Genomic DNA, 19,959 nt, shown 5'->3' with positions numbered 1-19,959 from the left:
GAGCACAATGGCGGGTCGCTGACCGACAGCGGGTCCGCGGCGGCGGTCGCGCCGCGGAAACGGCCCGGTAGGACCTAAGCCCGCTCGTGGGCGTTCCGCCTCAGATTGTTGACAAACCACCCCTCTCCCGCAATAGGCGAAGGGCTTGCAATGCCTTCAGCGCTCTAGCGGCCGCGCCGGGTCGCTGCACCATTCGCTCCAGGAGCCGGGATACAGCCGGCTGCCTGGGAATCCCGCGATTTCCATCGCCAGCAGGTTCTGGCAGGCGGTGACGCCGGAGCCGCATTGATGGACGATGGCGGCGGGATCGAAATCTTCGCCCAGCAAGGCCAGCCACTCCGCGCGCAGCTGCTCGGCCGGCTTGTAGCGCTGGCCGGCGTCCAGATTGTTCATGAAGAAGCGGTTGACCGCGCCGGGAATGTGGCCGCCGACCGGATCTATGGTTTCGCCTATGCCGTGAAAGCGCTCATTGCTGCGCGCGTCCACCACCGTGAACGCCTTGGCGTCCAGATTGGCCAGCACCGCGTCGGCGTCTACCGAGCCGGCCAATGAGGCGCGAATGGGAAAGCGGCGCGAACGTCGCGTCGGCGTTTCCGCGTCGATAGGCAAACCGGCTTCCTGCCAGGCCTTCAGACCGCCGTCCAAGACCGCCACCTTGTCGTGCCCCAGCCAGCGCAGCAGCCACCAGGCGCGCGCGGCGTATTGGCCGGCGCCGTCGTCGTAAGCGACGACTTGCGTGTTTTCATCCACGCCCAGCGCGCCCAGATCCACGGCCAACCGTTGGCCATCCGGCAGCGGGTGGCGGCCGTTGCGGCCATTCTTGCTCGACGACAAGTGGTAATCCAGATGCAGGTAGTGCGCGCCGGGAATGTGTCCGGCGGCATGGGCGGCGTGGCCGTAGTCGGCGTTGTCCAGCTGGAAACGGCAATCCAGCACGATGCAATCGGCGCGGCCCAGTGCGGCGAGCTGCGCGGCGGAAATCAGCGTGTTGTACATGATGTGTGAATCCGGGCGAGGCAAAGCCCCAGCCTAACGGCTGCGCGTGTCGTCTGGCAAGTATGCTAGAACGTTAACATTGATCATTCGAATAGAGACTATATAAGAGTATGCTGTCCAGTATCCATGCTGTGAAGCATGGATGAATAAATCTAAAACAGACTGTGAATCGGGGAAGTTTATGTTAAATGCGTTTAATATCAGCCAGCGGATCTTATTGCTGGCGGGAAGCCTGCTGTTGGCTTTGTTCTTGGTGGGCGGCGGCGCCTGGTGGGTCATGGATGGCGTTCAGCATGAGCTGAAAACCTTGTTCGCCGACAAGATCGCTTTCCGCCACCAGCTGGACAGCATGCAGCGGACGATGATGCAGATCCGCCAGGATGAGAAGAACATCTTCATCAGCATCGGCAATCCGGCCAATACCGATCAAAGCATCCAGACCAACAAACAGGCGCTGGATCAGAGCATCGCCAAGCTGCGCCAGCAGACTACCCAGGCCAAAGGGATGGCGATGGCGGCGGATCATCAGGCCGAGTTCGACGGCGTGCTGACCGGTCTGGACGGCTACGCTCAGGGCATGGCCGATCTATACGGCAAGATCGAGAAAGGCCAGATCACCGCGGCCAATGTCGGCGACGCCGGCATCATTCCGTTCAAACCCAAGCTGTACGCGGCCAGAGACGCGCTGAAAAAAATGACCGAGCTGGCCGACAATACGGCGAAAGACGCCGAGGACACCATGATGGCGTCGATGCAGCGGACGATCCAGCTCTTGGCGACGGTATTGGTGTTGTCGCTGGGCGTCGGCGCGGGGCTCGCCTGGGTGATCTCCCGTTCCATCACCAAGCCGCTGGACTCCATGCAGGAGCGGATGCGCCATGCGGCGGAGAACAACGACCTGACGGTGACGATAGAGCAGAACGGCCGCGACGAAGTCAGCGAAACCGGCCGCGCGCTGGCGCAATTGCTGGGCAATCTGCGCGGCTTCATCGAACGCACCCGCCAGGACTCCGCGCAGGTCAATGATACGGCGGCGTCCTTGTCCGGCGTGTCGCAGCGCATCGCCGAAGCTTCGCGCCAGCAGACCGACGCCTCGTCCTCCACAGCCGCGGCGGTGGAAGAGATGACGGTCAGCATCAATCTGGTGGCCGAGCACGCCGCGGAAATGGCCAGCGAAGCCAAGAGCAGCATGCAGGAAGCGGTCGGCGGCAGCCAGGTGGCCGGCGAGGCGGCGCGCGAGATGAGCGAAATCGCGCGGGTGATAGGTGAGTCGGAAACCATCATCGACAGCCTGAACCAACGCTCTGATGAAATCGGCAATATCGTCGAAGTGATTCACGACATCGCCGAGCAGACCAATTTATTGGCCTTGAACGCGGCCATCGAGGCGGCGCGCGCCGGCGAAATGGGTCGCGGTTTTGCCGTGGTGGCGGACGAGGTCAGAAAACTGGCCGAACGCACGGCACAGGCCACCGGCGAGATTTCCGGCAAGATCCAAGCCGTGCAGGGCGATACCGCAACGGCGGTGGCCAGCATGCGCGAGGCGGCGGAAAGGGTGGACAGCGGCGTGAAGCTCAGCAGCCAGGTCACCGCCCGGCTGGAGCAGATCCAGACCTTGTCGGCCAGCTTGCTGGACAAGACCAGCGAGATCGCCTCGGCCATGCGCGAGCAGGGCACGGCCAGCAACGAGGCGGCGCGCAGCGTGGAGCGCATCGCCAGCATGGGCGTGGAAAACGGCCAATCGGTGGAGGCCTCGTCCGGCATGGCGCAGCAGCTGTCGCAGCTGGCGCATGGGCTGGATCAGGCCATCAGCCGCTTCCGCACCGCTTGATTCAGACGGCTAGTGCGGCGCGCAATTGCGCGGCCAGATCCGCCCGGCCGTGATCGGCGCCTTCGCGGCGCGGCGCGGCCCAGATCGGGCTGGGGAAGTGCGCGTCGTCGGCGAAGCGCGGAATCACGTGCCAATGCAGGTGCGGCACCATATTGCCGAGGCTGGCCAGATTGATCTTGGCCGGCCGCATCACGGCGCGCAGGGCGCTTTCGGTGCGGTAGACCCAGTCCATCAAGTGGGCGCGGTCGGCGGGCGCGAGGTCGGTCATTTCGGCCACGTGCGTTTTCCAGATCACGCGGCAAAAGCCGGGATAGCCGGCCTCGTCCACCAGCAGCACTTGAAGCTTGTCATCCTGGTACAGCGTGTCGCCCTTGGGGCTCTGACACAATTCGCAAGTCATGTTTGTCGCCTTCTCGATACTATCTGCCGATTCTACGCCGGTAGCCGCTCCGGGGGCCGCGCGGCGCGTCTGTTATACTGACAAAAGCCGCCGGCTGCATGCGGGCATGCCGGCGCGCATTCCGAAAACATAATCCGCTCGGGAAACATCGTGAGTTTCGTCAACAGTCTCCTCGTCATCGCCATCTTGATCGCCACCAGCGCCTTCTTCTCGGTATCCGAAATTTCGCTGGCCGCCGCGCGCAAGATCAAGCTCCGGCAGCTGGTGGAGGAAGGCAATACCAACGCCGAGCGGGTGCTGGAGCTGCAAGAGCAGCCCGGCCATTTCTTCACCGTGGTGCAGATCGGCCTCAACGCCGTCGCCATCCTCGCCGGCATTCTGGGCGAGGCGGCGTTCACGCCTTACTTCGCCACGCTGCTGCATCTGATCACGCCGGGTGACTGGGTGGAGCATTTGAGCTTCATCCTGTCCTTCGCCAGCGTCACGGCCTTGTTCGTATTGTTCGCCGACCTGATGCCCAAGCGGCTGGGCATGGTGGCGCCGGAGCGCGTCGCCTTGCTGGTGGTGCGGCCGATGATGTTCTGCGTGGCCTTGTTCCGCCCGCTGGTGTGGCTGTTCAACGGCCTCGCCAATGTGTTTTTCCGCATGTTCGGCGTGCCCACCGCACGGCCGGAAGACCTGACCCCGGCCGATCTGCTGGCAATGATGGACGCCGGCGCCGAGGCCGGCGTGCTGCAGCAGAGAGAGCACCATCTGATCGAGAACGTGTTCGAGCTGGAAAGCCGCACCGTGCCGTCGTCGATGACCGGCCGCGACAGCATCATCTATTTCACGCTGCAGGAAGACGAGACCAGCATCAAGCAGAAGATCGCCGGCCATCCGCATACCAAGTTTCTGGTCTGCGACGGCGTGGTGGACGCGGTGGTCGGCTATGTCGATTCCAAGGACATCCTGATGCGATTGGTGAATCAGCAAAGCCTGTCGATCAAGCATGAGCTGACGATACGCAATGTGCTGATCGTGCCGGACTCGCTGACGCTGTCCGAGCTGCTGGAGCGCTTCAAGGCCTCGCGCGAGGATTTCGCGGTGGTGATGAACGAATACGCGCTGGTGGTGGGCGTGATCACGCTCAATGACCTGATGAGCACCGTGATGGGCGACTTGGTCAGCCAGTTTCAGGAAGAGCAGATCGTCCGCCGCGACGACCACTCCTGGCTGGTGGACGGCGCGACGCCGGTGGAGGACGTGCTGCGGGCGCTGGATATCGACGCCTTCCCCGACGACGAGAACTATGAAACGGTGGCCGGCTTCATGATGTATATGCTGCGCCGCATTCCCAAGCGCACCGACAGCGTGGAGTTCGAAGGCTACAAGTTCGAGGTGGTGGACATCGACAATTACCGCATCGACCAATTGCTGGTGACGCTGATTCCGCCGGTAGCGGCCAGCGAAGAGTCTGCGCGTTGACGATATTACGATTGGTTACACCCGCTTACACATGGCTCACAGACCGGGTAAGGCAGCCTGCCTAAGATGATTTCAAGGAAGCGGCTCGCAGCAGCCGCAGACTGCAACCCAAGCCTCGGATTCTGGAGATGACCATGAAAAAACTGACCGCCCTTCTCGTTGCCGCCGCGCTCGGCCTGACCTCTGTCGCCAGCTACGCCGCCGACGTTTCCGCCCCGGCCGCGAAAGCCGCCGCTCCGGCCAAGCATCATAAGCATCACAAGAAGCACCACCCGAAGAAGGCCAGCTCCGCCCCGGCCTCGCAAAAGGCGCAATCGGCCAAGAAGCACGCCAAGCATCATCACCATCACAAGAAGCATCACCACGCCAAGAAGGCCGCTTGAGGCCCTGGTCAACCCGGGATGTGAGAGAAGGAGGCGCAAGCCTCCTTTTTTATTTTCAGCATGCTCATTAACTGTACTAAATGACAGACGGGAAATTCTTTTCTTGTATTCCATCGTGGATATTCGATGCTGATACCAATGTAATACCACATGATATTTTCATGTCGGCGATTGCAGTGCTTGAAAGCAAACGGCTGTTTCATCGAACAAGAGGAGAACCACCATGCTGCATTTTCCGTTGTCGCGCGCCTTGTTGGCCATCGGCGCCGCGTTCGTGTTGACCCAGGCGGTTTACGCCGCGCCGAGCTGCTCGCCGTGGAGCGGCAGCCAAGTTTACAACGCCGGCGATTACGCCACTTTCAGCGGCAAGACCTGGCGCGCCAGCTGGTGGACCCAGGGCGAGCAGCCGGGCAGCAGCCAGTGGGGCGCCTGGCAGGAACGTCCGGCCAGCGAGTGTACGCCGGGCACGCCTAGCGATCCCAGCCAGCCGGGCAACGGCGTGCCGCCGGAGCCGACGCCTACCGTAGGCCGCAACGTGGGTTCGTACTTTACCCAGTGGGGCATTTACGATCGCAACTACAAGGTATTCAATCTGTCTCAGTCCGGCGGCGCCAAACAGCTTACTTTCTTGAATTACGCCTTCGGCAATGTCTACGCCAACGGCCAGTGCGGCATGGTGACCAAGGCGGAGAACGGCAATGGCGACGGCGGCGACGCCTGGGCGGATTATCAGCGCTCCTTCGCCGCCAACGAATCGGTGGACGGCAAGGGCGACAATTGGAACGATCCGCTGCGCGGCAACTTCAACCAATTGCGCAAGCTCAAGCTGGCCAACCCGCAGCTGAAGGTGCTGATTTCCTTGGGCGGCTGGACCTGGTCCAAGAATTTCGGCCAATTCGCCGCCACTGACGCCAGCCGCAAAACACTGGTCAGTTCATGCATCGACCTCTATATCAAGGGCAATCTGCCGCTGGGTGAAAGCGCTGGCGGCCAAGGCGCGGCGCTAGGCGTGTTCGACGGCTTCGACATCGATTGGGAATACCCGGGCGGCGGCGGCCTGCCGACCAATACCGTCGATCCCAACGACAAGCAGAACTTCACCTTGCTGATGGCCGAGTTCCGCAACCAGCTCAACGCGCTGTCCACCGCCAACAAGCGCCGCTACTACCTGACGGCGGCCATCGGTTCCGGCGTGGACAAGATCCGCAATACCGAGCCAGACAAATACAGCGGCTATCTCGACTGGATCAACGTGATGAGCTACGACTTCCATGGCGGTTGGGAAGCCAAGGGACCGACCAACTTCCAATCCAACCTCTACCGCGATCCGGCCGCGCCGGTGACCGGCGATCAAGTCTATTACGACGTAGACGACGCGGTGCAAACGCTGGTCAAGGCCGGGGTGCCGCGCGCCAAGATCAACGTCGGCCTGCCGTTCTACGGACGCGGCTGGACCGGCGTGGCGGCGGGCGCGAACGGCGATGGCTTGTATCAAGTGGCGACGGGGCCGGCCAAGGGCACGTATGAGCAGGGCATCGAGGACTACCGCGTGCTGGTGAACCGCAACGCCAAGCAGTTCAACAGCCCGGTAGCCAAGCAGCTGTGGACTTACGATGGCAACGAGTTCTGGAGTTACGATGATCCGGCCACCATCCGCGGCAAGCTGGACTATGTCCGCTCGCAGCAGCTTGGCGGCGTGTTCAGCTGGTCCCTGGACGGCGACGATGCCCAGGCGACGCTGCTGAAGACCAGCGCCGAAGTAAGGCAGGACGCGGCGACGGCGGCCAGGCTGCGTGCGGCGGCCAAGGCCAAGGCAGCCAAGAAGCAGTAAGCTCAGGCATATGAAAACGGCGGGATATCCCGCCGTTTTTCATTTCCCGCGCGACGGGCTCACAGCTCTGCGGCGGGCAACACGAGCAGCGGTTTGGGCGTGGCGCTGGTGTGGCTCCAGGCGGCATTGAAGTGATCGACCACCTGTTCCGCGCTGAGGGTGAAGGCGCTGATTGTGGTGTGGCCGTCGGCGATGACTGTGACTTGAAAGCCGCGCGATATAGCGTTGCGCAAGGTACTGTCTACGCAGAAGTCAGTGAGGGCGCCGCCTATCCATAGCTTGCTCGCCTCATGGGCAGTCAGCGCTGCAGTCAGATTGGTGTCGCAGAAGCTGTCGTTAAAGCGTTTGGAAACTACCTCGTCGCCGGCTTGGCGATCCAGCTTGGGATGCAGCTGCCAGGCATCGGAGCCATGCGGCAGGTCGCCCCCCTCATGCTGGATGAAAATAACCGGAATGCCGCGCTGGCGCGCTTTGGCGATGGCGAGGTTGAGCTTGTCGAGCACGCTGTCGAGCCGGGCGGCGCGGATGTCGCCTTCCACGACGCCGACTTGGACATCGATGATCAGCAGGGCGGTGTCAGCCATGGTTTTCTCCTGAGTGGGTGCGGCCGTCAGGCGGAGCCTGCGGCATGAAATCTTCATTCAGCGCTTGCGGGTTCAGCACATGGGAGGCATCGCCGTCGAAAAAGCGGACCGCGTTGCGGTAGGCGATGTCCAGATACTGGCGGTAGCTGGCTTCCTCGGCATAGCCCAGGTGCGGGGTGCACAGCACATTGGGACGGTTCAGCAGTGGATGCTCAGGCTGATAGATGGGCTCTCGCTCGAATACGTCCAAGGCGGCGAAGCCGGGGCGGCCGGCGTCCAGGGCCGCTTCCAGCGCGCCCGGCGCGATCAGCTCGGCGCGGCTGATATTGACCAGCAGGGCGGTCGGTTTCATCGCCAGCAGATCCGCCTGTGTCACATTGCCTTCTGTGGCGGGAAGCAGCCGTTGATGCAGGCTGAGCGCATCGGACTCGGCGAAAAAGGCCTCGCGGCAGGCCGCCGCGCGGTAGCCCAGCGCCAAGGCCTCTGCGCGGGCGCGTTCGCTGCCCCATACCAGAATTTCCATGCCGAAGGCGCGGCCGAAGCCGGCTACCAGCTTGCCTATCTTGCCGAAACCCAGAATCCCCAGCGTCTGGCCGCGCACCGCCTGGCCTATCGGCCCCTGCCAATGGCCGGCGCGCAGGCTGGCCAGGTTTTCCGCCAGCCGCCGCCGCGCCGCCATGATCAGCAGCCAGGCCAATTCCGCCGGCGCATGCGGCGAACCGCTGCCTTCCACCACCGCCACGCCGGCGCGGCTGCAGGCATCGATATCGATATTGCGGGCCAGCTTGCCAGTCTGGCTGATCAGCTTGAGATGGGGCATCTGCGCGAGCAAGTCCGCATCCACCTGGGTGCGTTCGCGGATCAGGATCAGGGCGCGGGCTTCGGCCAGCTGTCGCTTGCCGTCCGGCATGCGGGACAAGTCGCCCAGGCTTTTGCAGGGGTGTCGAGGGTCGGTCTGGAGCAGCGCGGCGGCGTTCTGGTAATCGTCGGGAATCAGAATAAAAGAAGGCATGTGGGCCGTCCGGCTGGAAATTCCTATTCTAACCAAATGGCATGTTCATGGCGAGCCCTGCTCCGTCGTGGCCGCCGGCGCCGCCCAGCAAACCTGGTTGCGGCCAGCCTGCTTGGCCGCGTACATGGCCTGGTCGGCGCGCGCCACCGCCGCTTCCAGCGTTTCCGGCGGCAGCCATTGGCATATGCCTATGCTGATGGTTACCGTCAGTTTGCGGCCTTGGTCCAGCAAGACCGCATGGCGAGACACGATTTGCCGCAGCCGCTGCGCCAGCGCGTCGTCCTCGCCGTGGCTGGTGGCCAGCACCACGAATTCTTCGCCGCCCCAGCGGATCAGCATATCGTTGCCGCGCAATTGCGAATGCACCAGCTCGGCGATTTCGCGCAGCACCTGGTCGCCGGTCTGGTGGCCGTATTCGTCGTTGACGCGCTTGAAATGGTCGATGTCCAGCACCAGGAGCTGCGGCTGGGCGTCGATGCGTTTGCAGTGGCGCAGCCAGTCGCTCAGGAGGTCATAAAAAGCCAGGCGGTTGAGGCAGCCGGTCAAGGGGTCGGTGGTGGCCAGCGACTGCAGCTTTTCCTCGTGGCGCTGCAAGGTGATCAGCACGGCCAGCATCACCAGCAGCAGCACGGCGCTGTTGACGGCGAGGTTGGCGCGCATGGTCGAGTCCAGCTCGCTCAAGGCCTGGGTTTCATCCTGCTCCACCACCAGATGCCAGCTCAGTTTGGCCAGATAGCGGCTGGTCAGCAAAAAGCGATGGCCGTCGCGCAGAAAGTCTATGGTTTGCGGCGTGGTATCGCCGGCCAGGATGCGCGGCGACAGCGCTTTCAGCTCCGGCAGGTCGGCCAGGCTGGCGCTTTGCCGGTTCGCATGGCTGGACAGCAAGATGCGGCCGGTCTTGTCGACGAAGTAAATGCGGCGCTGAAAACGGGCTTCATATTCCGCCAGCCGCTGCCGCAACTGTTCCAGTCTGAGGCCGACGCCCAGTATGCCCAGCAGTTTGCCGTCGCCGCCCAGCAGGCGGTAATTGATGAAGACGGTATTGGCGCCGCCGTTGGTCATGTCGCGGTCCAGATTGATCTGGTAATCGGTCGACATGCGGATGCTGCGGAAATACCAGCCATCGTCCGGGTCTTGCTCTGACACGGTCTTCAGCACGCCGCCGCCATAGTAGTAGCGGCGGCTGCGCTCGGAGACCAGGAAACTGCCGCTGACGCCGTCGTGGCCATCGAAGCCGCGCAGATAGCGGCTGATGCGCTTGGGGTCGGTTTCGCCCTCTTGCAGCCAGTCTTGCAGAAAGCTGTCGCGCGCCATCAGCTCGGCGAGCGATAGCGGCCGCAGGATGCGGCGGTCGATCTCGGAAAAAATGGTGTCGCCGGACAGCGGCAGGCTTTGGTCGACCAGATTGCGCCGCAAATCCTCGCGGCTTTGGCGGTAGTACAGCGCCGCGTTGACGGCGGCGCCGATCAACAGCAGCGCGGCGATGAGGAGGGCCAGGCGGTAGCGGGCGAAAAGGCGGAACACGGACTTCCTTCCCGGAAGAATTATCTGAACGCTCTATGAAAATAGAATGTTATCCGCGCCGCGTCAGCCTGAAGCTTGCGTTCAGCCGCGCAAGGGCATGGCCAGGTAGCGGAAATCAGGCTCGTCCGGCGCGGTGATCAGCACGCCGCGCATGCCGCGGGCGAAGCCGAAATGCAGTTGCTCCGCCTTTTGCGATTGCAGCACGTCTTGCAGATAAGCCAGATTGAAGCTGGCCTCCAGCGGCTCGCCTTGCCAATCCAGCGGCAGATGCTCTTCCGCCAGCTCCCGCTCGGCATTGCGGCAGCGCAGCGCCAACTGGCCGGGACGGATCGCCAGCTCCAGTTGGCGGAACTTGGCGTGGGCCAGCACCGCCACGCGCTGCACGGCTTCCAGCATCGCTTGCCGCGGGAGCGACAGCTCGCAGTCATGGCTGTCGGGCAACAGACGCAGATAGTCCGGCGCGCGGGCATCCACCAGTTTGCAGCGCAGCACGGTGTCGTTCAGGCGGCAAGCCAGTTGCCGGGCGCCAAACTCCAGCGCGAGCGGCTGATCCTGATCCAGCAGCAGCTTGTTCAGCTCCAGCGCCGCCTTGCGCGGCAGCAGCAGTTTTCTTTCCGGCATGGCCTGCGGCAAGGGATAGCGTTGAAACGCCAGCCGCACGCCGTCGGAGGCGATTAGGCACAGCTGGTCGCCATCCAGCTGCAGCAGCAGGGCATTGAGATAGGGGCGGATGTCGCTGGCCGCCATCGCGTACAAGACCTGGTCCAGCTTGCGCTTGAGCTGGCCTTGCCGCAGCGTCAGCGGCATAGGCGTTTCGCTGTCGGGCGCCCAGAGCGGGAAGTCGTCCGCCGGCAGCGTTTGCAGCTGAAAACGGCTGCCGTCCGCGCTGAGCAGCAATTGCCCGCCCTGCAGCCGTAGTTGCAGTTCGCAGCCGGCGGGCAGCGCGCGCAGGATGTCCAGCAGCTTGCGCGCCGGCACGCACAGCCGGAAAGGCAGAGCGGTCGGCAGCGGCCGCCGGCACTCCAGCTGGATTTCCAGGTCGCTGACGGTGATCTTCAGTTGTTCGCCGTCCGCTTCCAGGAGGGCGTGCGACAAAACCGGCAGGGTATGGCGGCGCTCCACCACGCCGCAGACGGCGGCCAGCGGCGAGAGCAAGGTGTCGCGGTCGGTGCGCAGCAGCATGGCGGCTCCGAATATGATAAAGGAATCTGCCAATTTATCATAAAGCGTAATGCCGATGTGCTGGCTTGCGCCGGCGAGGCCAGGCTTTGCCGCCATGGGCAAGCGTTGCTACTTGCCCATGGCGCCAGGTTTACAGCAACACTCTTTCGATGCCGCCGTCGCGGGCGCGGGCCACGTAGTCCGGCAACCAGTTCTCGCCCAGGATGTGGCGGGCGATTTCCACCACGATGTAGTCGGCCTCGGTGCCGGTGTCGTCGTTGTAACGCGACAGGCCCTGCAGGCAGGATGGGCAGGAGGTCAGGATCTTCACTGGCTTGGCCGGGGCCTGGCCGCCGGTCAGCGCCGCCAGGTTGTTGTTGATCTCTTCCTCCTTGCGCGCGCGCACCTGGGTGGCGATGTCGGGCCGGCTGGCGGCGAAGGTGCCGGCTTCGCCGCAGCAGCGGTCGGTCAGCGGCACGCCGCCGCCCATCAGCTCGTTGACCACCTTGAGCGGCTGGTGGGTCTTCATCGGCGTGTGGCAGGGGTCGTGGTACAGGTATTGCTGCCCTTCGATGCCGTCCAGCTTCACGCCTTTCTCCATCAGGTATTCATGGATGTCGATGACGCGGCAGCCGGGGAAGATGTCCTCGAAACGATAGTGCGCCAGCTGGTCGAAGCAGGTGCCGCAGCTCACCACCACGGTCTTGATGTCCAGGTAGTTCAGCGTGTTGGCCACGCGGTGGAACAGCACGCGGTTTTCGGTGGTGATGGCGTCGCCCTTGTCCTGGTAGCCGGCGCTGGTCTGCGGATAGCCGCAGCACAGATAGCCGGGCGGCAGCACCGTCTGCGCGCCGACGTGCCACAGCATCGCCTGGGTGGCGAGGCCCACCTGGCTGAACAGCCGCTCGGAACCGCAGCCGGGGAAGTAGAACACCGCCTCGGCGTCTTCCGCCGCCTTGGGGTTGCGGATCACCGGCACGATGTGCGGATCTTCCACGTCCAGCAGCGCGCGGGCGGTTTTCTTCGGCAGGCCGCCCGGCATCGGCCGGTTGATGAAGTGGATCACTTGCTGCTTGATCGGCGCCGGGCCGACGGTGGACGGCGGCTGCTTCTTCTGCCCGCCCAGCAGTCCCAGCCGCTTGCCGAACTGGTTGCCCAGCCGCTGCGCCTTGTAAGCGACGCCGACCAGGCCGGCGCGCAGGGTCTTGACCGTGGCTGGATCTTTGGCGGTGAGGAAGGCCATGCCCAGCGCGGTGCCGGGATTGAATTTCTTCTTGCCGGTCTTGCGCAGGAAATTGCGCATGGCGACGGAGACGTCGCCGAAGTCTATCTTGACCGGACAGGGCTTCACGCAGCGGTGGCACACCGTGCAGTGGTCGGCCACGTCGGACAGTTCTTCGAAGTGCTTGAGGCTGACGCCGCGGCGGGTCTGCTCCTCGTACAGGAAGGCCTCGGTCAGCAGGCCGACGCCGAGGATCTTGTTGCGCGGGCTGTACAGCAGGTTGGCGCGCGGCACGTGGGTGGAGCACACCGGCTTGCACTTGCCGCAGCGCAGGCAGTCCTTGATCGAATTATTGATTTCGCCGATGTCGGACTGTTCCAGGATCAGCGATTCCGCGCCCAGCAGCGAGAACGACGGCGTGTAGGCCAGCGCCAGGTCGGCGCCCGGCAAGAGCTTGCCGCGGTTGAAGTGGCCGTTGGGGTCCACTTGCGCCTTGTAGGCGCGGAAGGGGGCGATTTCATCCTCGCTGAGGAATTCCAGCTTGGTGATGCCTATGCCGTGCTCGCCGGAGATCACGCCGCCCAGCGAGCGGGCCAGCGCCATGATGCGCACCACCGCCTCGTGGGCGGTCTGCAGCATGCGGTAGTTGTCGGAGTTGACCGGCAGGTTGGTGTGCACATTGCCGTCGCCGGCGTGCATGTGCAGGGCCACGAACACGCGGCCGCGCAGCACGTGTTGCTGCAGTTCGCGGATGGCGGCGCGGATGCCGGCGGCGGCATTGCCGGAGAAGATCTGCTCCAGCTCGGCCAGCACTTCGCGCTTCCAGCTGACGCGCAGGATGAAATCACGCAGCGCGTGGAATACGGTGTCCGGCTGGGCGGCAAGGTCTTCCCGCGGCGCGTCGGGCCAGCGTGTCGTGTATTCGTGGAAGGGCGCGTCCATATGCTCCAGCAGCCATTGCCAGCGGTCGCGGTTGACGGCCAGCATGGACAGCGAGGCGGCGCGCCGGTCGCCGATCAGCTCTTCCGACGGCAGGTTGGTGTCCATCTTGTCCACCGGCAGCCGGCCATGGAAGTACTCGATCAGCGTGTCCAGCAGTTCGATCTTGTTGGCGATGGACAGTTCGATATTGATGCGCTCGATGCCGTCGCTGTAATCGCCCAGCCGCGGCAGCGGGATCACCACGTCCTCGTTGATCTTGAAGGCGTTGGTGTGCTTGGCGATGGCGGCGGTGCGGCTGCGGTCCAGCCAGAAGGTCTTGCGCGCCTCCGGCGTCACCGCGATGAAGCCCTCGCCATGGCGGGCGTTGGCGATGCGCACCACCTGGCTGGCGGCCTCGGCGGCGGCGTTTTCGTCATCGGAGACGATGTCGGCGATCAGCACCATCTTCGGCCGGCCCTTGCTCTTGGCCTTGGTGGCGTAGCCGACGGCGCGCACATAGCGCCAGTCCAGGTGCTCCAGGCCGGCCAGCTGCACGCCGGCCGCCAGGCAGGCGCCGCCTGGTTTGAACAGGTCGGTGATCTCGACGATGGCCGGGGTGGCCTCGGCCACGGTGCCGAAGAATTCCAGGCAGACGGTGCGGGTGTGGCCAGGCATCTTGTGCAGCACGAAGCGGGCGCTGGTGATGATGCCGTCGCAGCCTTCCTTCTGCACGCCGGGCAGGCCGGCCAGGAATTTGTCGGTGACGTCCTTGCCCAAGCCCACCTTGCGGAAGGCGCTGCCGGGGATGAGCAGCTCGCGGCTGCTTTGCACCGTCTTGCCGTCATCGGTCAGCCGCGACACGCGGAAACGCGCCTCGGCCACATCATGGATCTTGCCGTAGTTGTGGCCTATCCGCTCCACCAGCTGCCAATGGCCGTCCGGGTCCACCATTTTCCAGCTGGCCAGGTTGTCCAGCGTGGTGCCCCACAGCACGGCCTTCTTGCCGCCGGCGTTCATCGCGATATTGCCGCCGATACAGGAGGCCTCGGCCGAGGTCGGGTCCACCGCGAACACCAGACCGGCGGCGGACGCGGCCTCGGACACGCGGGCGGTGACCACGCCGGCGCCGCAGGAAATGGTGGCGCGCTTGCCCTCCAGGCCGGGCAGTTCGATATGCTCGACTCCCAGATGACGGTCCAGCTTCTCGGTGTTGATCACCGCGCTCATCCGGTCCAGCGGCACCGCGCCGCCGGTGTAGCCGGTGCCGCCGCCGCGCGGGATGATGGTCAGGCTCAGTTCGATGCAGGCGCGCACCAGCGGCGCCATCTCGGCCTCGCTGTCCGGGCTCAGCACCACGAAGGGGTACTCGACGCGCCAGTCGGTGGCGTCGGTGACGTGGGCGACGCGCGACAGGCCGTCGAACAGGATGTTGTCGCGGCGGGTCAGCCGGCTCAGTTTTTTCAGCACGCGGGCGCGCAGCTCGCGGGTTTCCTCGAACTGACGCTCAAAGGCGCTCACCGCCTCGCGCGCGGCGGCGATCATCAGCTGCACTTTATCGTTGCCGTCGCGGCGCTTCTCGATTTCGGTCAGACGGTGGCGCATCGCCTCCACCAGCGCGGACAGCCTCTTGGGATTGTCCAGCAGGTCATCCACCAGATAGGGATTGCGATCCACCACCCAGATGTCGCCCAGCACCTCGAACAGCATCCGCGCCGAGCGGCCGGTCTTGCGCGCGCCGCGCAATGCGTCCAGCAATTTCCACATCGGTTCGCCCAACAGGCGGATGACGATTTCGCGGTCGGAATAAGAGGTGTAGTTGTACGGGATCTCCCGCAATCGCTGTTCGCTGGTGATGGCTGTCATTTGTCCGCAAGCTTTGATTTATTAGAGGAATGCCTGCCAGTGTAGCCCAATGTTGCGGCGCGAAAAACCCATATAGGATGGGGTTTTGCTTCTTGATTTGAAGATTTTTGGCGTGAATGGATATTGTTGGACAGCCTGGCGGCGGGCGCCGCCGGGCCGAAGATCAGCGCGCAGCCAGCTGCGCGGCGAGTTTGACCGCTTCGATCAGGCTGCCCGGATCGGCGCGGCCGCTGCCGGCCAGATCCAGCGCCGTGCCGTGGTCGACCGAGGTGCGGATGATGGGCAGGCCCAGCGTGATATTGATGCCGGCGCCGAAGCTGGCGTGCTTGAGTACCGGCAGGCCTTGGTCATGGTACATGGCCAGCACCGCGTCGGCCTGGGCCAGCTTGTCCGGGTTGAACAGCGTGTCGGCCGGCAGCGGGCCGATCAGCTGCATGCCTTCGGCGCGCAGCTGGGCCAGCGCCGGTTCGATGACGTCGATTTCCTCGCGGCCCATATGGCCGCTCTCGCCGGCGTGCGGATTGAGGCCGGCCACCAAGATGCGCGGCGCGGCGAAGCCGAACTTGTGGACCAGGTCGGCGTGCAGGATGCGGATGACTTCATCCAATAGCGGCGCGGTGATGGCGTCGGCCACCTCGCGCAGCGGCAGATGGGTGGTGGCCAGGGCCACGCGCATGCCGCCGCCGGCCAGCATCATCACCACTTTCTGGGTATGAGTCCGCTCGGCCAGGTACTCCGTGTGGCCGGTGAAGGGCACGCCGGCATTGTTGATGACGCCCTTATGCACCGGCGCGGTCACCATGGCGGCGAATTCGCCGGACACGCAGCCGTCTATCGCCGCGTCCAGCGTATTCAGCACATAGCGGCCGTTGGCAGGGTTGAGCTCGCCGGCCTGGGCCGGAGCCGCCAGCGGCACGTGCAACACCTCCAGTGCGCCGGACGGGGCGGCGCCATCGCGGCGGTAGTCGGCCAGCTCGACCGCCAGGCCCAATTGAGCGGCGCGCTCGGCCAGCAGCCGGCGATCAGCGATCACCACGCAGCGCTGCTCCGGCAGCAGGCGCGGCAGCTGCAGCGCCAGGTCCGGACCGATGCCGGCGGGCTCGCCCGCCGTGACCGCGAGAGGTGGGCGGGACATCATTTGTCGTCCAGATGTTCTTCCACGAAGGCGGAATCACGCAGCTGGCGCACCCAGTCGGCGTAAGCCTGTTCCATCTTGCGGGCGCGGATCTGCTGCTTGATCGCCATCTTTTCGTGATCGCTGGACACGTCCTGGCTACGCTTTTCCTCGACCAGGATCAGGTGCCAGCCGAACGGCGTGCGCACCGGCTGCGACAGCTGGCCCATAGGCAGCGCCACCATTTCCTTTTCGAATTCCGGCACCAGGTCGCCCAGATTCACCCAGCCCAGATCGCCGCCCTTGGCGTTGCTGCCGTCTTCGGAATACAGCTTGGCCATGTCGGCGAACTTGGCGCCGCGCTGGATGCGGTCGCGGACTTGGTCGATGCGGGCCTTGGCGTCGGATTCGGACACCGCCTCGTTGGTGCGGATCAGGATGTGGCGCACATGGTATTGCTGCACCATCACCGGCGAGCCGCCGCTGCGCTTGTCTTGCAATTGGAAGATGAAGAAGCCTTGCTGCGTGCGGATCACGTCGGTGTGCGCGCCCTGCTTCATCTGCTCCAGCATCTGCACGAACTCCACCGGCAGCGAGGTGGCGCTGCGCCAACCCATATCGCCGCCTTTCAGGGCGTTGGGCGCGTCGGAGTAAGTGGCGGAGACTTTGCCGAAGGCTTGGCCGGCCTCCAGATCGGACAGTGCCTTATGCACCTTCTGCGAAAGCTGATCGATCTGTTTGGCGTCGGCGCGCTCGGGCACGCTCACCAGGATGCTGGCCAGCTTGTATTCAGTACGATTGGCGGATTGAGCGCTCTTGAGCACCTGGTCCACTTCGCTGTCGCTGACATTGACGCGGGAGGCGACTTCGCTGTCGCGCAGGCGGCCGATGGTGATTTCGCGGCGGATATCGGCGCGCAACTGCTCCATGCTGATGCCGTCCTTGGCCAGCTGGGCTTTCAGTCCATCCTGATTCAGCTTGTTTTGCTTGGCGAGGTTGGCCACGGCCTGATCCACCGCGGCGTCATCCACTTTCAGGCCGCCGCTGGCGGCATATTGCAGCTGCACTTCTTCGGTGATCATTTGCTCCAGCACCTGGCGTTCCAGCACGTCGCGGCTGGGAGGGGCGACCTTCTGCGCCTGCAGCTGTTTGGTCGCCTCGTTGACCCGCGCTTGCAGCTCTTGCCAAGTGATGACGTTTTTGTTGACCACGGCGACTATGCGATCCACTTCGCGGACCGGTGCGGTCGCTGCTGGGGCTGAGGCGGGGGCGGGGGCGGCCAGCGACGCCTGAGCGACGCTAGCGATCAACAGGGCAAGCAGAGTCTTTTTCATGGTCAGGCTTTATAAAGCGTTAGTCTTGGTGTAACCGGGAATGGCCAGTCGCAGCGCATCCTGCGTGCCGCTGCTGCCTACCGCGCCCAATCCCTTCAGTTCCAGTTGGAAATACAGCGCGTTCTTGGTGGTATTGGTGTCCACGATATAGCGTTGACTATATAACCGCGCCGACCAGCAGCCATCGTTGTACTCGAAGCCAACCATCCGATCAATAGGCTCGCGGTTGATCAAGGAGTAGTTGTAATGGCCGATGGCGTACCAGCGGCGGGCGATGGGCCATTGCGCCGCGATGTCCACCTGTCTCATCGGGCCGTATGTATTGTCCAGGTCTGCCAGTTGTTCGTATATGCCGTAGCGATAGCGAATGCTCGCCAGCTTGCCGGGTTCCGGGTTGTAGCGCAATTGCACGTTGTAACGCTGGGTGGCGGCTAGAGTCGGATTGTATTCATAGCTGCTGTCGAATTTCAGCGCGCGGCTCAGGTCGCCTCCGGCGGTCATCAGCCAGTTGTCGCCGGTGTCCGTCACTTGGGTGGGCGTGCCTGCCAGCGTGATCTGCTGCTGGCTGAAGTAGTAGCGCTTGCCGATGGCGATGCGCAGCCGTTCCAGACCATTGCTCTCATCGATAAAGCGGCTGGTCAGCGCGGTGGTGATTTCGTTGGCGCCGTTGATGCGGTCATAGCCGGAGAAACGGTTTTCGGTAAACAGCTGGGCGAAGTTGAAGTCGTTGACCGAGGTGTCGAAGTTGGGAAGATTGCTTTGGTCTTTGTTCGGGATGTTGACGTAGAACAGCCGCGGTTCCAGCGTCATCAGGTGATCGCGGCCCAAGAACTCGGTTTCGCGGTCGAAATACAGACCGGCGTCGGTGCTGAAAATCGGCAGCGTGCGGGTTTGCGTGTTCTGGTTTTGACCATTGAAGGCGTTGAGGTTGTACTCGGTGAAATTGACGCCGAGCTTGGGCCGCACAAAGCCCCAGCTGCGGTCGAAGCTCCAGGTCACGCTGGGGTAGGCGACGAAGCGGTCGCCGGTTTGCAGCGAGGGATGGTCGAAGCGGGTCCAGTCTGTCAGCAAATTGGCGCTGAATCCATCCGGCAGCTTCTGGCTGGCGTTCAGCGTCAGTTGCGGCATCCGCGCGTAGGGGATGTCGCCTGGCGATGGATTGATGGTCAGGTTTTGGTAGTGCTGCACGCGCAGGCTGGCCGTGGCGGAGCCGTCTTTCCAGTTGGTGCCGTAGTTCAGCGCGGCTTCCTGATTCAGGTTGACGTTGGAGGCGATGGCCACCTGATCGCCGAAGTCGGTGAAGTAGTTGCGGTCTGAAACGCCGTTGTAGTTCAGATTGAATCTGAATCCTTGCCCCAGATTCTGGTTATGGATCACATTCCAGGCATAACGCGAGGTATCGGTGATCTTGTCATTCGGCAATTGCTCCGTGTAGATCGTGCCGTTGAAGTCCGGCATCAGGTAACGGAACTCGCCGGAAATCATATTGCCGTGCTTGTCGTTGAAATGCGGCGTGATGGTGGCGTCGTAATTGGGCGCGATGTTCCAGTAATAGGGCAGCGAGAATTCAGTGCCTGCGGTGCCGGTTTTGAAGGTCGGCATCAGGAAGCCGGACTTGCGGTTGCTGTTGAGCGGGAAGTCTATCCACGGCGTGTACATGATGGGCACGCCGTAGAATTGCATCCAGGCGTTGTGGGCCACGCCAACGCCGGTGGTGTAGTCCAGGTCGGAACTTGCCGATTTCAGATACCAGGCGTCATCGCCGATGTCGCAAGTGGTCATCCGGCTGTTGTAGACGCGATACTGATCCTGGCCGAGAAAGTCGACTTGTTTGCCATCGCCGCGCATGGTGACGGGTTTGGCGCCCGGCGCCGGCTTGACGCTGGACTGCCGCTTCATCGAGAACACCGGGTTCATGCCGGTGCCGGTGTAGCCGTCGATATCGTAGTCCAGCGTGGTGCCGGTGATCACGTCGCCGCCGCGGGTCAGGCGGAAGCGATCGCCTGCTTTGACGCGGTTCTTGGACTGGTAATAGTCCAGCCAGTCCGATTCGGCTTTTTGATCGTCGCGGGTGATCACCACATCGCCTTTGGCGTGCAGGACGGTATCCATCGAGCCGTCCATGTGGTCGGCTGTCACCACGGTTTGGCCCGGCTGCGGCTGCGGCGTCGGGATCGCGACCGGGGCCGAGGCCGAGGCATCGGCGGCGGAAGCGGAGTGGGCATTCAGGGCAAAGGCGGCGGCAAGGGCCAGCGCCAGCGGAGTCGGTTTTTGTCTGTGCATGCACAAAGCCATATCGTGGGGGCTAATGGGCGG

At 63.6% G+C, this 19,959-nt stretch carries 14 protein-coding genes; 4 read left to right on the top strand and 10 right to left on the bottom strand.

The features are described 5' to 3' along the window. Window positions 1-156: 156 nt before the first annotated feature. Window positions 157-996, bottom strand: coding sequence for a sulfurtransferase (locus NKT35_RS05030; protein ID WP_254299429.1), 840 nt, complete (start codon window positions 994-996; stop codon window positions 157-159). Between the two features lie 181 nt (window positions 997-1,177). Between NKT35_RS05030 and NKT35_RS05025 the strand changes: the two genes are divergently transcribed. After that, a complete protein-coding gene (locus NKT35_RS05025) occupies window positions 1,178-2,827 on the top strand; it encodes a methyl-accepting chemotaxis protein (protein WP_254299427.1) in 1,650 nt (549 codons plus the stop codon). 1 nt (window position 2,828) lies between these two features. On the opposite strand, the gene NKT35_RS05020 is transcribed toward NKT35_RS05025, so the two are convergent. After that, window positions 2,829-3,227: an HIT family protein gene (locus NKT35_RS05020; RefSeq protein WP_254299425.1), complete on the bottom strand. Its 399-nt coding sequence runs from the start codon at window positions 3,225-3,227 to the stop codon at window positions 2,829-2,831. Between the two features lie 150 nt (window positions 3,228-3,377). On the opposite strand from NKT35_RS05020, the gene paeA reads away from it, so the two are divergent. The 3 genes from paeA to NKT35_RS05005 all read left to right on the top strand — a co-directional run bounded on the left by paeA (window position 3,378) and on the right by NKT35_RS05005 (window position 6,908). Then, window positions 3,378-4,694, top strand: a complete 1,317-nt coding sequence (gene paeA / locus NKT35_RS05015; RefSeq protein ID WP_254299423.1) for a polyamine export protein PaeA — start codon at window positions 3,378-3,380, stop codon at window positions 4,692-4,694. A 134-nt stretch (window positions 4,695-4,828) separates the two neighbouring features. After that, window positions 4,829-5,077: a hypothetical protein gene (locus NKT35_RS05010; RefSeq protein WP_254299421.1), complete on the top strand. Its 249-nt coding sequence runs from the start codon at window positions 4,829-4,831 to the stop codon at window positions 5,075-5,077. Window positions 5,078-5,300: 223 nt separating this feature from the next. Further along, window positions 5,301-6,908 carry a glycosyl hydrolase family 18 protein gene (locus NKT35_RS05005; RefSeq protein ID WP_254299418.1) on the top strand — a complete coding sequence of 536 codons (1,608 nt, stop codon included), beginning with the start codon at window positions 5,301-5,303 and terminating at the stop codon, window positions 6,906-6,908. A 59-nt stretch (window positions 6,909-6,967) separates the two neighbouring features. Here the strand turns inward: NKT35_RS05005 and NKT35_RS05000 are convergent, their stop codons facing one another. From NKT35_RS05000 to NKT35_RS04965, 8 genes are all read right to left on the bottom strand, one after another. Then, window positions 6,968-7,492, bottom strand: a complete 525-nt coding sequence (locus NKT35_RS05000) for a cysteine hydrolase family protein (RefSeq protein WP_254299417.1) — start codon at window positions 7,490-7,492, stop codon at window positions 6,968-6,970. Next, window positions 7,485-8,504: a D-2-hydroxyacid dehydrogenase family protein gene (locus NKT35_RS04995; protein WP_254299415.1), complete on the bottom strand. Its 1,020-nt coding sequence runs from the start codon at window positions 8,502-8,504 to the stop codon at window positions 7,485-7,487. Before NKT35_RS04995 ends, NKT35_RS05000 begins: the two co-directional genes overlap by 8 nt. A 45-nt stretch (window positions 8,505-8,549) precedes the next feature. After that, a complete protein-coding gene (locus NKT35_RS04990) occupies window positions 8,550-10,028 on the bottom strand; it encodes a sensor domain-containing diguanylate cyclase (RefSeq protein ID WP_254299412.1) in 1,479 nt (492 codons plus the stop codon). Between the two features lie 81 nt (window positions 10,029-10,109). Beyond that, window positions 10,110-11,210 carry a DNA polymerase III subunit beta gene (gene dnaN / locus NKT35_RS04985; RefSeq protein ID WP_254299410.1) on the bottom strand — a complete coding sequence of 367 codons (1,101 nt, stop codon included), beginning with the start codon at window positions 11,208-11,210 and terminating at the stop codon, window positions 10,110-10,112. 130 nt (window positions 11,211-11,340) lie between these two features. After that, window positions 11,341-15,195 carry a DUF3683 domain-containing protein gene (locus tag NKT35_RS04980; protein ID WP_254299408.1) on the bottom strand — a complete coding sequence of 1,285 codons (3,855 nt, stop codon included), beginning with the start codon at window positions 15,193-15,195 and terminating at the stop codon, window positions 11,341-11,343. A gap of 163 nt (window positions 15,196-15,358) precedes the next feature. Further along, the gene (pdxA, locus tag NKT35_RS04975; RefSeq protein WP_254301346.1) at window positions 15,359-16,330 is read right to left on the bottom strand and encodes a 4-hydroxythreonine-4-phosphate dehydrogenase PdxA; all 972 of its coding nucleotides are present in this window, start codon (window positions 16,328-16,330) and stop codon (window positions 15,359-15,361) included. Further along, window positions 16,330-17,643 carry a peptidylprolyl isomerase gene (locus tag NKT35_RS04970; protein ID WP_254299406.1) on the bottom strand — a complete coding sequence of 438 codons (1,314 nt, stop codon included), beginning with the start codon at window positions 17,641-17,643 and terminating at the stop codon, window positions 16,330-16,332. Before NKT35_RS04970 ends, pdxA begins: the two co-directional genes overlap by 1 nt. Before the next feature lie 9 nt (window positions 17,644-17,652). After that, a complete protein-coding gene (locus NKT35_RS04965) occupies window positions 17,653-19,926 on the bottom strand; it encodes an LPS-assembly protein LptD (RefSeq protein ID WP_254299405.1) in 2,274 nt (757 codons plus the stop codon). Window positions 19,927-19,959: the final 33 nt, after the last annotated feature.

Source organism: Chromobacterium sp. IIBBL 290-4 (genome assembly GCF_024207115.1).
Lineage (GTDB): Bacteria > Pseudomonadota > Gammaproteobacteria > Burkholderiales > Chromobacteriaceae > Chromobacterium.
The sequence above is the reverse complement of the archived record's forward strand: the minus strand, read 5'-3'. Positions and strand labels throughout refer to the sequence as shown.

Bases quoted from the DNA above. Each gene is read 5' to 3' on its own strand.
- NKT35_RS05030 (WP_254299429.1), bottom strand. From the start codon at position 996: ATGTACAACACGCTGATTTCCGCCGCGCAGCTCGCCGCACTGGGCCGC.
- NKT35_RS05025 (WP_254299427.1), top strand. From the start codon at position 1,178: ATGTTAAATGCGTTTAATATCAGCCAGCGGATCTTATTGCTGGCGGGA.
- NKT35_RS05020 (WP_254299425.1), bottom strand. From the start codon at position 3,227: ATGACTTGCGAATTGTGTCAGAGCCCCAAGGGCGACACGCTGTACCAG.
- NKT35_RS05010 (WP_254299421.1), top strand. From the start codon at position 4,829: ATGAAAAAACTGACCGCCCTTCTCGTTGCCGCCGCGCTCGGCCTGACC.
- NKT35_RS05005 (WP_254299418.1), top strand. From the start codon at position 5,301: ATGCTGCATTTTCCGTTGTCGCGCGCCTTGTTGGCCATCGGCGCCGCG.
- NKT35_RS05000 (WP_254299417.1), bottom strand. From the start codon at position 7,492: ATGGCTGACACCGCCCTGCTGATCATCGATGTCCAAGTCGGCGTCGTG.
- NKT35_RS04995 (WP_254299415.1), bottom strand. From the start codon at position 8,504: ATGCCTTCTTTTATTCTGATTCCCGACGATTACCAGAACGCCGCCGCG.
- dnaN (WP_254299410.1), bottom strand. From the start codon at position 11,210: ATGCTGCTGCGCACCGACCGCGACACCTTGCTCTCGCCGCTGGCCGCC.
- NKT35_RS04980 (WP_254299408.1), bottom strand. From the start codon at position 15,195: ATGACAGCCATCACCAGCGAACAGCGATTGCGGGAGATCCCGTACAAC.
- pdxA (WP_254301346.1), bottom strand. From the start codon at position 16,330: ATGTCCCGCCCACCTCTCGCGGTCACGGCGGGCGAGCCCGCCGGCATC.
- NKT35_RS04970 (WP_254299406.1), bottom strand. From the start codon at position 17,643: ATGAAAAAGACTCTGCTTGCCCTGTTGATCGCTAGCGTCGCTCAGGCG.
- NKT35_RS04965 (WP_254299405.1), bottom strand. From the start codon at position 19,926: ATGCACAGACAAAAACCGACTCCGCTGGCGCTGGCCCTTGCCGCCGCC.